This window comes from Motiliproteus sp., assembly GCF_965230735.1.
Lineage (GTDB): Bacteria > Pseudomonadota > Gammaproteobacteria > Pseudomonadales > Balneatricaceae > Motiliproteus.
In genome coordinates this window covers 1,819,080-1,833,566 of sequence record NZ_OZ246016.1, presented here as the reverse complement: position 1 = coordinate 1,833,566, position 14,487 = coordinate 1,819,080, and the positions used below count along the sequence as shown (strand labels likewise).

Genomic DNA, 14,487 nt, shown 5'->3' with positions numbered 1-14,487 from the left:
CCCTAAGCCGCCAACCAGACTCCCGTCCGGGCCACCGGGCCGCTATAATAGCGGCCCCATTGACTGTCCCGGTACCACGACTTGACCACCTCCACGTTTGATTTCGACGCCATCATTATCGGCGCCGGCGCCTCCGGCCTGATGTGTGCCGCCCAGGCCGGCTACCGCGGTCGTCGGGTACTGGTACTGGATAAAGCCCGCAAACCGGGCCAGAAGATCCTGATCAGCGGCGGTGGACGCTGTAATTTCACCAACCGCAGCGTCGATCCGAATAACTACCTGTGCAGCAATCCCCACTTCGTCAAGTCGGCGCTGGCACGATTCAGCGCGCAGGACTTTATCGACCAGGTCGAGCGTCACGGCATCGAGTTTGAAGAGCGGGACCACGGCCAGTTGTTCTGTATCGAATCGGCCAAACAGATCGTCGAAATGCTCCTGACCGAATGCGACTGGGCCGGAGTCGAGATTCGCTTAAACACCGACGTGCAGTCGATCCAACGGATGAGCGAGCGCTATCCGGGCCAGCCGGGCTGGTTGGTGCATACCGGCGAGCAATACCTCAAAGCCGACAAGCTGGTAATCGCCAGCGGCGGCCTATCGATTCCGAAGCTCTCCTCTGCGTTCGGCTACCGCATCGCCGAGCAGTTCGGATTAAAGATCCAGCCGACCTCCGCCGGTCTGGTCCCCTTTACCCTACACACCGAGGATAAAGAGCAGTTCAGCAACCTCAGTGGTATCAGCCTGCCGGTCGAGATAAAAGCCCTGAACGGCCCCGCGTTCATCCGCGACCTGCTGTTTACCCACCGGGGCCTGTCCGGACCGGCGGTGCTGCAGATCTCCAATTACTGGCAACCGGGTGAGCCGGTACAGATCAACTTTCTGCCGCAGCAGGATCTGGATCTATTGCTGGAACAGCAACTCGAAGCCCACCCGCAGCAATCGCTCAAAAATGCCCTCGGTCGCTATCTACCAAAGCGACTGGCCGATCTGCTGACTGCACCACTAGCCAGCGCTTCAGAGCCGCTTAGTCAGCTGCGTCGTGATGATCGTGAACTGTTGCGCCAGCGGCTGCATCACTTCGAGCTGAAACCCAACGCCACCGAAGGTTACCGCACCGCCGAAGTCACCCGTGGCGGTATCGACTGCGCCGAACTCTCCTCCAAGACCTTTGAAGCCAAGCGTGAACCCGGACTGTTCTTTATCGGTGAGGTGATCGATGTCACCGGCTGGCTGGGCGGCTACAACTTCCAATGGGCCTGGGCCTCCGGCCATGCCTGTGGGCAGGTGATTTGACTGTACCGGCTAAATAAAAACGAAGACTATCTTGTAGACCCCGTGGTACCAGGGCTGAATGCACTTTGTCTATAGAGATCGTTGGAAACTAACCGTCATGCTCAAGGGCTTCACCGTTGGTGAAGGATATGAATGGTGCAACCCTTCATACGAAACTTCCTCGTTTCGCTGCTATCTACGGAATTCAGGCCTATACAGGAAGCTCTGCTTGTAGTGGTCAAGTAAAACTGGCCACGGATTTGTACGCATTCCAGTAGTTTTTCTCTGTCATATTCGGAGGCAACATATTGTTGTGTTGATGCGGCCTGACCTGACTGTAATAGCCCACTATGTAATCGGTTATCGACTGCTTGGCCTGAGTATGAGAGCTGTAACCGACCTCCGGTACCCACTCTGTTTTTAGACTTCGGAAGAACCGCTCCATCGGGGCATTGTCCCAACAGTTTCCTCGACGACTCATGCTCTGCTTGATCTGATAGCGCCATAGGTGTTGCCGGAACTTCAGGCTGGTGTATTGAACACCCTGGTCCGAATGGAACATTAGCCCCCGAGGCCTGCCCCTGGATTCATAAGCCATCAGCAGCGCCTTACTGGTCAGTTCGCTATCGGCCTTAAGCGATAAAGCCCAGCCAACCGGCTTCCTAGCATAAAGATCCAGAACGACAGCCAGATAAGCCCATCGCTGACCGGTCCAGATATAAGTGATGTCTCCACACCAGACCTGGTTTGGCTTGTTAACTAAGAACTTCCGATCCAGCTCATTCGGGATTGCCACATGTAGTTTATCTGCTCGCTTATACGCGTGCTTGGGCAACTGGTTGCTGACTAGCCTGAGCTCTTTCATCAGCTTTCCTGCCACGTACCGACTCAGTTTCTCGCCACGCTGACTTACGATGCTGGCGATGGTTCTAGCGCCTGCTGAACCACCACTCAACTGATGTGCTGCACGCACCATCAGCTTAAGTTTACGACGGTGTACTGAGTAGATCTTGGGACTACTGCGCCAGTACTTATAGCTACTGCGCTGGATGCCAAATAGCTCGCAGAGCTGCTTAACCGGATAGCTCTCCTGAAGTCGCTGAATTATCGAATATTGTTCAGCTCGTCGGACATCAAGAGAGCCATACCCTTTTTTAGAATCGTTTTCTCTGTTTCTAGCCGCTTAACCTGTCGTTCCAGCTCTCGGATTCGGCGCTGCTCGGGTGTCATCGGTGAGGCTTTCGGGCTGTCCCCGCTACGCTCTTGTTTGAGCTGACGAACCCACTTTTCCATAGATGACTTGCTGACATTCATCGCTTCACAAGCCTCGCGGATGGAATAGCCGTGATCGACGACCAGCTGGGCTGATTCGAGACGGAACTCTGGGCTGAAATTAGGACGAGATTTTCGATTCATTGGTTCACCTGTTGTCGGAGAGGTGATGCTATCACCTCTATTCAGGTGGCCAAATTCACTATGCCACTACAGACGTACAACAAGGCCATCAAAAATGACGTGCCAAAGCTGTGCTTTAACACGCATTTTATTGCGGCATTATCTGTATGCAAAGGGCAATCGCCTCACTTATCGGGATAGCAGTTCGCCAGACTCTGAACAACCGCTCGAGTCTGTCCATTTAGTTCCCTATCGGTAATACTGTTCTCTCCTTGGTCAACGATTCGATCAATAACTTAAGGACTACCTATGAAAAAGTGTGCAATGGCATGCGCCTTGGCGATTTCAGTGATCTTTCTTCAGGGTTGTTCCCCTGAGGTGGGAAGTAAGGAGTGGTGTGCGGAGTTGAAGGAAAAGCCGAAAGGGGACTGGACCGCTAACGAAGCGAAAGATTTCACCAAGCATTGCATCCTGTAACCGACCTATCGGTTAGATTTAATCTCACCCGACAGGTAGTCTTTGCACTACCGGTCGGGTGAGTTCTCGTTTTGTCTCTCTACCCTCAAATCCCAATACTCTCAAGCAATGCCCCGCCTTTCTGTTCCGGTTGCGATCGCTGCCATGGGGCACACCACAATCCCAATCAGCCAACGCCATATCTGATCAGGTTCTCTCAACAAGACGATAATGGCCAGCCTGAAAACTATTCCTGCTTGTCTTTGTTCATCGGGATAAACACAAAGATGGTGGCCACGATCAGGATAACGCCCGCAGCGATATAGCCAAAACGCTCCAGTCCAACGCCTGACATGTTATTGGCTTGAAAGAACAGGTAAAAAGCCAGACAGAGCGATACGATTGCACCAACGATTTTCATCGATCTTCCTTCAATTATTTAACGTCTATAGATTCGCCCTGCCTCAGCCGTCTGTTGCTGACCGACCAGGGAGCCTTCGAACAAGTCCCTGCGGCTTCGGCAAGAGCCAGAACGGCTGACCACCTGGGGCATCATCGTTACGCCAAGGTGGGCGCCTTTGCTGTCCTTAGCGTAGCATCCCCGGCAGCAGCAAAAACAGGGCCTCGGCTTGAACCAACTCCGGGTTAATCGGCAGCTGTCCTTGTTATTTTCCGCCCCTTCCACTATCCAGTTAAGGTAGCGATAACTAAGAACACGGCGAATAGTGTCGCGGCAATATTCATAGCCGCGAGCTATGGATCGACACGTTCTCGTTATGCTGTCACCGATAGGGAAATCTCCTGATCTGACAGAAGCGTCGTATGCAGTGCCTCTGAATTGCCAAACAAGGGGTCATTGATATGAACTATCTGCGCCAATTCCCAGCCCGCACCCTGCAACTGGGCCTGATCAGTGCCGTTCTGTTGAGCGGCTGCCATCTGCACTTCGTAAAAGACGACAACCCCATCTACCCCAACGTCTCCCCGGATCCCAACCGGTTTGAGCTGAATTTCACCGTCAAGAACGGCACCAACAAGACCTATGAAGTCGGTGAATTGATCGCCAATATCGATGTGGTGTTTAACACCGATCATGCCCCACACTCTTGTATCTTCGAATACGAGCTACCGCTGAAACGGCTGGAGCCGGATCAACAGGTGGTGTTTGAGGGGTTCAGCATCGATGACAATGCCGCCCCGGGCGATCCCTGCCGTTGCCTCAAGGGCAGCTGTGCCGGACGTGTGGTGTTAAGCCTGAAAACCGCAGGCGGTAATGTGCTCAGTGGTACGGGCAAGCGCTACCAGATAACCTGGCAGAAGTCCGGCGATCTTGAAGATGTCAGCGTCGTTCATCAGGGGTAAGGGGCAGTCAGCCTGGGAAGATCACTGCCCGAAGCCGACGGCATCTAACCCTCGCTAAGGCATTCGGGCAGAAACGCTTGGGGCAGCTGATTGAACGTCTCCATCTCGAGCGGCTTGGAGAAAAGATAGCCCTGGCCGTAGTCACAGTTTGCCGCAATCAGCAGTTCCAGCTGCTGTTCGGTTTCGATCCCTTCCGCAATCACTTTGATACCCAGTTTATGGGCCATCACGATAATCGCTTCGCAGAGTGCAAAAGAATCGGAGTCGGCGCTGAGATTCCTGACGAACGCCTGGTCGATCTTAATGTAATCAATGTCGTATTCCTGGATATACGCCAACGAGGAGTAGCCGGTGCCGAAATCATCCAGCGCCACCTGAATACCGCCATCGCGGAAGGCCAGCAGTTTTTCCAGGCTGGCTTCGTCACTGTTCATCAGCAAGCCTTCGGTGATTTCAGCCACGATGGCACTGCCGTCCAGCCCTTGCTGCTCCAGCTTCGGCAGCCAATGGAGAAGATTATGATCGGAAGTCGAGAACTGTGCCGGAGACAGGTTGACGCTGATTTGGAAGTCATCCCCGTAGCGGGAACGCAGCTGTTTGACCGCACAGCAGGCTTCATCAAAGACCCATTCACCGATCGCCGAGATTAAGAAAACCTCCTCGGCTAACGGGATAAAGGCATCCGGTCGGATAAGCCCCTTTTGCGGATGATTCCAGCGTATCAACGCTTCGGCCTTGCACAGCTGGCGACTCTTCAAGCAGATGATCGGCTGGTAGTTGAGGCTGAACTGTCGTTCCTGCAATGCAATCCGCAGATCCTTGATCATCTCCATGCGCTGCATCGCCCGATCCTGCATCGCCCGGGTAAAACAGTTGAAGCGGTTTCTTCCCCCCTCCTTGGCCGCATACATCGCCTGGTCGGCAGAGGTGATCAAGCCGATGCTGTCAGCGGCATCGTCGGGGTAGAAGGCGATCCCGATACTGGCAGAAATGTAGATATTGTCTTCATCGATACGGAAGGGTTCCGCGAGCTGATCGATGATCGTTTCTGCCACCCGCTCTGCCGGTGCAATCGACTGTATATCGCCCATCACGATGGTGAATTCATCCCCCCCCTGCCGGGCCACGGTATCCTCTTCGCGGACAGCGCCCAGCAGGCGTTGCGCCACCTGCTGAAGCAACAGATCGCCCTTGTCGTGACCCAGGGTATCATTGACCTCTTTGAACTGGTCCAGATCGAGAAACAGCAGCGCCACCGAGCTGTCGTGTCGGTTCGCTTTCTTGATCTCCTGCTCGATCCGATCGCTCAGGGTGTTGCGGTTAGGCAGTCCGGTCAGCTCATCGAAGTGCGCCTGACGCCATATCACTTCGGTGGCTTTTTTCTGTTCGGTGATATCTCGGTACAGTGCCACGTGCTGCACCGGCTCACCCTGTTCATCGACGATCGTGTTGATACTCAGCCATTCCGGGAATATCTCACCACTCTTTTTGCGGTTGAAGATCTCTCCTTGCCAGCGCCCCTCGGTTTTCAACACCTCCCACATCTCTTTATAAAACGCTTTGTCGTGTCGGCCGGAAGAGAGTGCACTGGTTTTAAGGCCTATCACCTCCTCTTTCTGATAACCGGTGACACGAGTGAAGGCCGGGTTAACGTTCAAGATGATACCGTTGCTGTCGGTCACCACCATGCACTCGCTGCTGTTGTCATGGACCAACGCGGCCAGACGCATAGAGCGTTCGGCTTCTTTCTGCCGGGTGATGTTACGGATAACCAGCACGGCTTCATCGGAGTTGTTGATGGAGTTGGCCCGGGCCTCGAAAAACATCTCCTGCCCGTCGATCTCCAATGGATATTCCCAGCTGGTCAGCCGCCGGGAATTAAAGTGCTCGCGAAGGTTGGCTTCGAAGATCTCACCGGTTTCCGCCGGCAGCACATCGACCATGCGTTTGCCGAGAAAGTTGTCGGCCTCGGTGTAAAGCTCGGCGGGCTCACTGGCTTTGTAATCGAGAATCACGCCTTTGATGTTGAGCTTGAAGTAGAGATCCGGCAGAGCGCTGAAGATCGAGTCCAGCTCTTCACGCTGCCGGTTGGCACGAACTTCTGCCGTCAGCCGTGCACTCGCCATGGTCTCAAAGTGAGTGCTGAGATTACGGATTTCGTCGACGCCACTGAGCACCGGTTGGTGGCTGAACTCCCCCTGCTCCAGCCGGGCCGCGGCGACCGTCAGTTTCTGCAGCGGGCGTATGATGCTCAGATGCATCGCTCGGGCTGCGATCAACGCCACCGCCAACATAAACAGCGCAAAATAGACCAGGCTCTTGGTAAAGGCCGCGTCCGCTTGTTGCAACGCGTCTTCGATCGGGATACCGATGCTGACGGTCACCTCACTGCCGTCGTCCTTGCGGTAGAGCGTGCGATGAATATAGATTCGGCGAACATTCTGGATACTGACGATGTCGTCCGAAAGGTTGTCAGCAACCGGATCAACCGACACGCCATAGTCGGTCGCGGGCTTCCCATGTCGGCTCGGCTCCACCGGATAATTGGCTACCACCAAGCCGGCGGTATCGGTGATAAAGGCCACGGTTCCCGGCGGTAATTCATGGCCGGACAGCTGCCGACTCCACCAGTCCAACGACACCACCGCAACGGCAACCCCGACTACGTTATCGTCTGCCCCTATGACCGGGTAGGAAAAGTTAACGCTGGTTTTGCCCGCCGCCCGATCCAGTTGATAGGTGCTGATCGCGAAGGTCCGTTCCGTCAGGCTTTGTTGAAAATACTCCCGATCAAACACATTGACCGCTCTGTTCATTGGCAAACCGTTACAGAGGAGTTCGCCATCGGCCCTGGGAATACCGATATTGACGTAGTTGGGGTTGAGTCTTAAGACCGACTGAAGGAAATGACCGCAGCGCGGGTGGGAGGGGTTTTGGATCTGGGGTACCGTGGCAAGGTATTCGAGGTAGTCGCGGGTATCGCTGATGATCTTGGCTTGGGTGATCGACAGGTGGGTCGCCGTTTCAATCGCCCGTTGTTTACTCTGGTTGATGATCGACTGGCGCTTTTCAACCGCACTTTGGTGGATCATGACCACACCCGGCAGCGCCACCAAACAGAGCAACAAGAGTAATCGAGACTTCAGAGAGCTGAGCATAGACACCATGGCGACGGGTTACCGAATCGGCTCAGTATCGTTCATAAATCCAGCTATCTCAATCTCGTCAAGTTAGTGATTTTTCGAGCCTTGTGGGCGATACTCTGCCGTTAATCAGGAACTATTGACCTATACTCCATGCAGGCCAAGAGGAATGAATTTTGCCGTTTTGGCGGCTTTTCCTCCTGCATCCAGCTCAGACCCACCCAGTGTACGATTTGATCTGATGATGAGATGTCCTCCAAAAACCCGGGCTTGTTTGCCTAGCCCGTATCGGTGCCAGACGGGGCTGTACCTGTTAGGTTTCGCGCTGCTGCTGATCGCCCTCTCAACCCCTCTGCGCGCCGCAACCCCCACCGAACCCCTATGGCAACAACAGCCCTTTTTCGGTGATCTGGACAAACTTCGCGAACGCCAAACCCTGCGGGTGCTGGTCGCCTATAGCCGCAGTAACTTCTTTACCGACCGGGATCAGATCCGCGGCTTCGAGTACGAACACATGGAGGCGTTTAAGGCGTTTCTGAATCAGAGCGACCCGATAAGGCCGATCACTTTTGACTATATTCCGGTCCCCTTTTCCCGGCTGATTCCGTCGCTCTTGGAAGGCAAAGGTGACCTGATCGCCGCCAATCTGACGATTACCGAACAGCGCAAACTGCAGCTCGCTTTCTCGACGCCCTACCTGAACGATGTCCAGGAGGTGCTGGTCAGCCATCAGTCCCAGCCGGAGATCAAGCAACTGGGGGATCTGGCGGGCAAATCCATCTATGTCCGGGGTAACAGCAGCCATCTGCAGCGTCTGAGCCAACTGAATATCGATATGATGCGCCAAGGTTTGGAGCCGATCGATATCCAGATCGCGGCCCCCCACCTGGCCGCCGAAGACCTGTTGGAGCTGGTTAATGCACAAGCGATTCCGATGGTGGTAGCCGACAACCATATTGCCGAAATCTGGCGTTCCGTGCTGGGAGGCCTGAAGATCCATCAAGGGTTTCCACTGTTGAAAAACGGCAAGATCGCCTGGGCAACCCGCTACGACAACCCGAAGTTACTGGAACAGCTGAATCAGTTTGCGGTGCAGCTGGAGCGCAACAGCAACAGTGAGCTGTTCCAGCGTTACTATCAGGACACCCGCTGGATTGCCAGCCCGCTGCAACCGGATAATCTTGAAAAACTCGGCCATCTGGTGGACCTGTTCACCCGCTACGCCAAGCGCTACGACCACGACTGGATCTCCCTCGCCGCCCAAGCCTATCAAGCTTCCAACATGGATCACTCCAAGCGCGGTAGCGACGGTCAGATCGGCATCATGCAGATTCCGCTGGCCTATCAACAACATTCGGATCTTCAGGTCGGCAACCCCCATGACCTGGAAAACAATGTCCACGCGGCGGCCAAGTATCTGGATTATCTGCAGCGCAGCTATTTCTCCGACCCGGCAATCTCGGAGCAGGACCAGCTATTTTTCAGCTGGGCGGCCTATTTCGCCGGCCCGGATAAAATACGCCGGGTACGCCGACTGGCAGAGCAACAGGGGCTGGATCCCAACCGCTGGTTCGACAATGTCGAGCTGACGACCGCCCGTACTCTTGGCCGTCAACCGGTGGATTATGTGCTCGGCAGCTACAAGTACTACATCAGCTACCGCCTGCATCTGGACTCGATTCAGCTCCAACCGAACGACCTTCAAGGCATCCACCGGGCCCTGACCGCCGGTTAAGCCCGGTGGGATTAAAAAAGGCCGCAACTTGGGCGGCCTTTTGACAGGGTTCTGTTCTGGTTTTTTGTTCGAATTTCGCCGCCGGCCTTTCGGCAGGATCCGGCAGCACCGAGGCGGCTAATCCTGTGGCGACTATTTCGGCGGTTTACCTTTCTCGAACTCGTTGACCATGGTTAGAATATCGCTGCAGCTTAACATTCCAACCAGGCGATCTCCGTCCATCACCGGCACCCCGTGGTGCCACTGGCGCTCCACCAACATCTCCGCCACATCGACAAGGTCATCGTCGGGGCCCGCTGTGATCAGCTCGGTCTGCATAAAGTCGCCGATCTGACCGCCAACCTCCTCGAAATAACTGCCGTGAACCAGGCTGCGCAGGCAGCACCATTGGGACAGCATACCCACCAGCCGACCTTCCTTATCCAGTACCGGTGCGCTGGAAACATCGCGTTGGCGCAAGCCTTCGATCGCCCGATACATATCGTCCGTCGGGCTGAACTTCAGGACATAGTCGCTCATGTAATCTTTCACTTTGATGGACTTCATGATACATCCTCCCGAAACCTCGGATCAGTCGTCAGCAGGCTCTACTGGCACCTGAAGGCGATAGAATCTCCACATCACCGATGCTCAATAACCGATTCCGCAGCCACGGAAAAACGGTGATGCTGTCTATAAGACTAGCCCGAATTTCCGACAAAGTGACACTATTCAGTCCGATGAAGCCGCCCGGTCCAGCAACTGCTGCAGACGCTCAAATACCTGTGGCCGATCTGCGCAAAAGGCCGCGTTGAAACGCAACCAGGGTGATATCGACTGCTGTGGACTGAAGATGTTGCCCGGAGCCAGCATCATGTCGTGTTCCAGCGCCCGGTGGGCCAGCTCGGCGGCGTTCCATCGACAACTTTCTGGTAGCCGCATCCACAGGAAAAAGCCGTATTCCGGCTCGGTGTTGAGCTGCATACCCAACGTCTCCAGCGGTCCCAGGGTCTGCTCTCGCGCCCGCTCCAAGCGGTTACGTAGCCGCATCATCGACTTGCGGTAATGCCCCTCGCTCAAAACCTGATGGATCAACTGCTCACTGGTCTCACAACTGGTCAGTTGGGTTAACAGCTTCAAATCCACCAGTTCCTGCGCCAGGTCCGGATGGCAGGCCAGGTATCCGACTCGGACGCTGGCAGAGATGGTCTTGGAAAAACTGCTGACGTAGATCACCCGATTGAGCTGATCCAGCGCTGCCAGCCGGGTCGCCCGACCGCCATGAAAATCACCGTAAATATCATCCTCGATGATCATCATTTGGTATTTTTCCGCCAACTGCAGCAGCCGATAGGCGACCGCTTGGCTGATACAGGTTCCGGTCGGGTTGTGCAGTACGGCGGTGGTGATCATCAACTTGGGACGATGTTGTTGAATCAACTGCTCCATGATCTGGGTATCGGGGCCATCCGGGTTTCGCGGCACGGCAATCAGCTCCGCCCCCAGCAGTTTCAGCGGACCAAACAGATTGAAGTAGGCCGGATCTTCCACCAGCACCTTGTCACCGGGCCGGATAAAGTAACGAAACAGCAGATCCAACGCCTGGGAGACCCCGTGGGTCGTGACAATCTGATTCGGGGTCGCACCTATCTCCAGCTCCGCCAACCGCTGCTGCAGATCCTGGCGTAGCGGCAGATAGCCAAACGCATTGCCGTACTCGACCAGTGCACGACTGCGCCCCCTGGCCAGGGTACGCAATCCCCGCTGCAAGGCGCCGGCATCCTGCCAATCGGCGGGCAGCCAACCGCAGCCGGGCATCAGTTCAAACTGACGCTGCTGCATCGATTGGCGCAGCAACCATAGGATGTCGACGGCTCGATCCAGGTCGCAGGCAGCCTCGTTGGCGGCCACCGCATCCACCGGCTTACTGACATAGAATCCCGACCCCTGGCGGGATTCCAGGTACCCTGCCGCCACCAGTCGATCGTAGGCCTGCACCACGGTAAAACGGCTGACCCGATGCTCACTGGCGAATTGGCGAATCGACGGCAAGCGCGCGCCTTGGCGCAATACCCGCTCGTCGATCTGGCGGCTGACTCCCCGAACCACCTGTTCCACCAGTGGCAGTTCATCCTGTTGGTTAATACTGATCATCACCATGGTCGTTACTCTGTCGGGCCTTGCGAGGTCGCGAACGACTGTACCGGCCACTCGACCAGTACAGTTTTCATACTTATATTGAAAATTGTACATGTATTGTCAGATCCGGCAATCCTAGACTGCCAGGCCATAAGGAGCAAAGTCGCCGAAGACGACAACCCACAGGAAATCGACCATGAACAGCATCAGCCTCTACCTCACCACCGTCATGATCTGGGGATCGACCTTCTATGCGATCAAATTCCAGCTCGGTGTGGTCGATCCGCTAGTCTCGGTAGCCTACCGCTTCCTGCTCGCGGGCCTGCTGCTGCTGGGCTTCTGTCGTCTGACAGGGATGCGTCTGTCGTTCAGCCGCCGTGAACACGGGTTTATGCTGCTGCAGGGGCTCTGCCTGTTCGGGATCAACTACTGGCTGATGTATCAGAGCACCGCTCACCTGACGTCCGGACTGATCGCCCTGACCTTCTCGACCATCGTGATGATGAACATCGTCAACGGCGCCCTGTTTCTGGGTCAACCGGTGCGCAAAGAGGTGGTAATCGGCGGTCTGCTCGGCCTGATCGGTATCGCCCTGGTGTTCCAACCGGCCGAGGGCAGCTTTAACTTCAGCGGACCGGAGTTTCAGGCGCTGCTGGTTGTACTGCTGGGCACCTACTGCGCATCACTGGGCAACATCTGCTCGGCGCGAAATCAGCGCAGTCAGTTACCGGTGATACAGACCAATGCCTTCGGGATGAGCTACGGCGGCCTGGCGATGCTGGTGATCGCACTGCTCAGCGACAAGCCGTTAGTGTTTGATACCGGGCTGCCCTACCTGGCTTCACTGGCGTACCTGTCGCTGTTCGGTTCGATCGTCGCGTTCGGCTGCTATCTGACCCTGGTCGGCCGGATCGGTGCCGACCGGGCCGCCTACGCCACGCTGCTGTTTCCGATCGTGGCACTGCAGATCTCCACCTGGCTGGAAGGCTATCAATGGAGCCCGGAAGGGCTGGTGGGAATGGCGCTGGTGCTACTCGGCAATCTGATCATTCTGGTGTCACCGCAACAGCTGCGCCAATGGCGGCAACGCTGGCTGGCACGCAGTTGCTGAACAGCCTGACTGTTAAACGATCTGGCTCTTGCTCGGTCGCCAGCGAGCGAAGAGCTATTCGCTACGGCCGCGACGACAACCCCGATCTATACTCAGGTCAGCAAAAGAGAGATCCAATTTCCCCTGACAAGCGTATACAACCACAGGTTCACAAAGCCGACCCGGCTTTGAACGCAACAGGGCTCGGCAGTTAGCCGAGTCACAGAGGGTACAACGATGAAACTTCACTTATCCGATCTACAACAGATGCAACCCATCAGCAAAGTGGTTATTCACTCGCTTGAACAGATGAGCTACCAGGTGTCGGTCACCAAAGATGAGCAAGAGAATTTGCTCTACTCAGGCGACGCACCCTACTGCAGCCGTAGCTTGACCGAAATCCGTGAATTGATGGAATCTCTCCAGGTGGATCAATATGTCCTTCGCCACGACAGCACCTACGAAGAGATGATCGGTCTACCCGACGATGCTGCCGAAACCGCTCTGGAGATTCCCTTGGGTTGGAATAGGCCGACTCACTGACGAGAGCCACAATCGGCGCTATCCGTAGGCGGGAGTTTATAGGCTGTAATCCCGCTCTACCCTGGCGATTCGCACGGTAAAATCTTCATACCAAAGGTCACGGCCTGCTTGCTGTGCTTGCTGATGTTCGGCGTCGGCTTTCCAGGCCTTGATCGCGTCCAGGTCACGCCAGTAAGAGACCGTGATCCCCAGGCCGTCACGGGCCGACTCCATACCGAGAAAGCCCGGTTGCCGGGCGGCCAACTCGACCATCCGATCAGCCATCTCGGCATAGCCGTGATCTCCGTCGGTGCGGGTGCTGGTAAAGATCACCGCGTAGTATGGGGGTTTCGGTGTTGTAGCAATCGTTGTCATGACAGTACCGCTATGCCTCTGGATGGGGGATACCTGTTTGGTCGCAAAACCGGCTGAGGCTCAGCTCAACCTGTTGCAGCTCGTGGCGAACCCAAGCTTCGAAACGCTGAAGTTTCGGCCGATTGAAATGGCGCTCTGGCGCGACCAGATAGTAATCGTAGGCGCAGCGTAGCAGCATCGGCAGCGGACAGACCAGCTGTCCCCGCTCAAGCAGCTCATAACAGAGGCTGAAACGCAGCATGCCAAATCCCTGCGCGCTGAGCAGCGCCTCCACCAGCATGGTGGCATCCGACACCAGCAGGCGGCTGGAAGCCCGGTCAACATCGACTCCTATCTGCTCCAACACCTCCTCTCGGATATGCTCCATCTCCGGCGCCACATCGGACAGCAACGGTAGTGCCTGAAGCTGTTCGGCAGCGGGCCTCTCCATGTCGATCAAGGAGGGGTGACAGACCGGCAACAGGTATTCTTTGAGCAACAAGCGTGATTCCAGCCCGGGATAACTCCCCTGGCCGAAGCGGATCGCCAGGTCCAGCTCGGTACCCTCGAAACCGGCCACCGTCAGACTCGGCGATAGTTGCAGATTCAGTTCCGGATTCTGCTGTTGAAAACTCCCCAGTCGGGGCACCAGCCAGCGCCCGGCAAACGAAGGCAGTACGGTCAGATTCAGCAGCCCGGGTCTTGGGTCCTCTCCCAGCCGCTCGACCCCCTGCTCCAGGGATTCGAAAGCGCGACTCACATAGGGCAGCAACTGTCTCCCGGCGTCGGTCAATACCACCTCACGGGTCAGCCGGGTAAACAACGTCACCCCCAGAAACTGCTCCAGCGCCTTGATCTGCTGGCTAATCGCCGCCTGGGTAACATGCAACTGGTCGGCAGCCCGCTTAAAACTGAGCGCTTCAGCCGAATACCGAAATGCCTGCAGTGATTTCAGTGGAGGAAGACGCTTCATCAGACCCTCTATGGATAAATTTTTCTTAACCATAGAGCAGAATTAGTCGTTTGTCAGCTTCCAGAGT

Annotated in this window: 13 protein-coding genes; 6 read left to right on the top strand and 7 right to left on the bottom strand. The window is 55.8% G+C overall.

Annotated features, from left to right (window positions below):
- Nucleotides 1–81 precede the first annotated feature (81 nt).
- Nucleotides 82–1,293 (top strand): NAD(P)/FAD-dependent oxidoreductase, encoded by a 1,212-nt coding sequence (locus tag ACO05M_RS08550; protein WP_421870250.1) that lies wholly within the window; start codon nucleotides 82–84, stop codon nucleotides 1,291–1,293.
- A 217-nt stretch (nucleotides 1,294–1,510) separates the two neighbouring features.
- Here ACO05M_RS08550 and ACO05M_RS08545 read toward each other — a convergent pair.
- Nucleotides 1,511–2,688, bottom strand: a protein-coding gene (locus ACO05M_RS08545; RefSeq protein WP_421870247.1) for an IS3 family transposase whose coding sequence is annotated in 2 segments (ribosomal slippage) — nucleotides 1,511–2,430 and nucleotides 2,430–2,688 — 1,179 coding nt in all. Because the reading frame shifts where the segments join, the coding sequence is not laid out codon by codon here.
- 288 nt (nucleotides 2,689–2,976) lie between these two features.
- Between ACO05M_RS08545 and ACO05M_RS08540 the strand changes: the two genes are divergently transcribed.
- Nucleotides 2,977–3,144 carry a DUF3012 domain-containing protein gene (locus ACO05M_RS08540; RefSeq protein WP_421870244.1) on the top strand — a complete coding sequence of 56 codons (168 nt, stop codon included), beginning with the start codon at nucleotides 2,977–2,979 and terminating at the stop codon, nucleotides 3,142–3,144.
- A 226-nt stretch (nucleotides 3,145–3,370) separates the two neighbouring features.
- Here ACO05M_RS08540 and ACO05M_RS08535 read toward each other — a convergent pair whose 3' ends face one another.
- Nucleotides 3,371–3,544 carry a hypothetical protein gene (locus ACO05M_RS08535; RefSeq protein WP_421870240.1) on the bottom strand — a complete coding sequence of 58 codons (174 nt, stop codon included), beginning with the start codon at nucleotides 3,542–3,544 and terminating at the stop codon, nucleotides 3,371–3,373.
- Between the two features lie 440 nt (nucleotides 3,545–3,984).
- Here ACO05M_RS08535 and ACO05M_RS08530 point away from each other — a divergent pair, with 440 nt between their 5' ends.
- Nucleotides 3,985–4,485 carry a hypothetical protein gene (locus ACO05M_RS08530; RefSeq protein ID WP_421870237.1) on the top strand — a complete coding sequence of 167 codons (501 nt, stop codon included), beginning with the start codon at nucleotides 3,985–3,987 and terminating at the stop codon, nucleotides 4,483–4,485.
- Nucleotides 4,486–4,529: 44 nt separating this feature from the next.
- Here ACO05M_RS08530 and ACO05M_RS08525 read toward each other — a convergent pair whose 3' ends face one another.
- Nucleotides 4,530–7,577, bottom strand: coding sequence for an EAL domain-containing protein (locus ACO05M_RS08525; RefSeq protein WP_421870234.1), 3,048 nt, complete (start codon nucleotides 7,575–7,577; stop codon nucleotides 4,530–4,532).
- 325 nt (nucleotides 7,578–7,902) lie between these two features.
- Here ACO05M_RS08525 and ACO05M_RS08520 point away from each other — a divergent pair, with 325 nt between their 5' ends.
- Nucleotides 7,903–9,363: a transporter substrate-binding domain-containing protein gene (locus ACO05M_RS08520; RefSeq protein WP_421870230.1), complete on the top strand. Its 1,461-nt coding sequence runs from the start codon at nucleotides 7,903–7,905 to the stop codon at nucleotides 9,361–9,363.
- A gap of 132 nt (nucleotides 9,364–9,495) precedes the next feature.
- Here the strand turns inward: ACO05M_RS08520 and ACO05M_RS08515 are convergent, their stop codons facing one another.
- Nucleotides 9,496–9,909 (bottom strand): CBS domain-containing protein, encoded by a 414-nt coding sequence (locus ACO05M_RS08515; RefSeq protein ID WP_421870227.1) that lies wholly within the window; start codon nucleotides 9,907–9,909, stop codon nucleotides 9,496–9,498.
- Between the two features lie 165 nt (nucleotides 9,910–10,074).
- Complete coding sequence (locus ACO05M_RS08510; RefSeq protein ID WP_421870224.1) at nucleotides 10,075–11,496, bottom strand: PLP-dependent aminotransferase family protein; 1,422 nt, start codon at nucleotides 11,494–11,496, stop codon at nucleotides 10,075–10,077.
- 181 nt (nucleotides 11,497–11,677) lie between these two features.
- Between ACO05M_RS08510 and ACO05M_RS08505 the strand changes: the two genes are divergently transcribed.
- Nucleotides 11,678–12,592 (top strand): DMT family transporter, encoded by a 915-nt coding sequence (locus tag ACO05M_RS08505; protein WP_421870221.1) that lies wholly within the window; start codon nucleotides 11,678–11,680, stop codon nucleotides 12,590–12,592.
- Nucleotides 12,593–12,808: 216 nt separating this feature from the next.
- Complete coding sequence (locus tag ACO05M_RS08500) at nucleotides 12,809–13,114, top strand: DUF6482 family protein (protein ID WP_421870217.1); 306 nt, start codon at nucleotides 12,809–12,811, stop codon at nucleotides 13,112–13,114.
- A 36-nt stretch (nucleotides 13,115–13,150) separates the two neighbouring features.
- Here ACO05M_RS08500 and ACO05M_RS08495 read toward each other — a convergent pair whose 3' ends face one another.
- Both ACO05M_RS08495 and ACO05M_RS08490 read right to left on the bottom strand, forming a co-directional pair.
- On the bottom strand, nucleotides 13,151–13,468 hold the full coding sequence (locus ACO05M_RS08495; protein WP_421870214.1) for an antibiotic biosynthesis monooxygenase family protein: 318 nt from the start codon (nucleotides 13,466–13,468) through the stop codon (nucleotides 13,151–13,153).
- 10 nt (nucleotides 13,469–13,478) lie between these two features.
- Entirely contained in the window at nucleotides 13,479–14,420 is a 942-nt protein-coding gene (locus ACO05M_RS08490; RefSeq protein WP_421870211.1) for a LysR substrate-binding domain-containing protein, read from the bottom strand.
- Nucleotides 14,421–14,487: the final 67 nt, after the last annotated feature.